This window comes from Mesorhizobium sp. M7D.F.Ca.US.004.03.1.1, from assembly GCF_003998635.1.
GTDB lineage: Bacteria > Pseudomonadota > Alphaproteobacteria > Rhizobiales > Rhizobiaceae > Mesorhizobium > Mesorhizobium loti.
In genome coordinates, this window is record NZ_RZQG01001489.1 from 1 (window position 1) to 856 (window position 856).

Here is an 856-nt window from a genome sequence, read left to right on the forward strand (position 1 = left end):
ATCTCGTCCAGATTGCGGAAGAAGCCAAGGTGGGCGGCCGCGATCATAGTGACGATGGCGACATGCGGCCTTGCCATCTTGACCAGCGGACGGATCTCGTCGGGATGGTTCATGCCAATCTCGAACACGGCATAGTCGCAATCATTGGGCATGCGCGCCAAAGTCAGCGGCACGCCCCAGTGATTGTTGAAGGACTGCGCCGAGGCATGCACCTTTCCGACGGCTTGCAGCACATGGCGCAGCGCTTCCTTGGTGGTCGTCTTGCCGGCCGAACCGGTCACCGCGATGATTTTGGCTTGGGAGCGTTCTCGGGAGGCCACTCCGAGTTTTTCCAGCGCGGCCAGCACATCCTCGACGACGATGATCGGCGCCGTCAGCCGGCCGAGCGACGGCAGCTTGCCTTCGGCCACCACCAGCACGCCGGCACCGGCCTTGATGGCGGCGGTTGCGAAGTCATGGCCGTCCATCGCCTCGCCCTTGATGGCGAAGAAGGCGTCGCCCGGCTGCAGGCTGCGGCTGTCGATCGAAATGCCTGAAATGCCTTCCGGCATCGGCCCGAGAGGCCGCCCGTCCATGGCGGCAACCAGCGCCTCGGAGGTCCACAGCAAGCTCATGCGGCACGCTCCGTGAGCGCTGCGCGAACTTCCTCATGATCGGAGAAATGCAAGGTCTCGGAGCCGATCGTCTGGCCCTCCTCATGACCTTTGCCGGCCACGATCAGCGTGTCGCCGGCATGCAGCATGGCGACCGCCTCGTGGATCGCCTGGCGCCGGTCGCCGATCTCGATGGCACCGGGGGCAGCCGCGAGGATGGCGGCGCGGATCGTTTCCGGCACTTCGGAGCGCGGATTGTCGTC

The 856-nt window shown here is 65.2% G+C and carries 1 protein-coding gene and 1 pseudogene; both read right to left on the reverse strand.

Going from position 1 to position 856, the window contains the following annotated elements; all coding sequences use genetic code 11:
- The coding region (locus tag EN935_RS38155) for a Mur ligase family protein (RefSeq protein ID WP_245489168.1) at positions 1 to 614 on the reverse strand (614 nt) is incomplete at its 3' end.
- Positions 611 to 856: pseudogene (locus tag EN935_RS38160) on the reverse strand (UDP-N-acetylmuramoyl-L-alanyl-D-glutamate--2,6-diaminopimelate ligase); the annotation flags it as partial. The pseudogene EN935_RS38160 and the gene EN935_RS38155, both read right to left, overlap by 4 nt.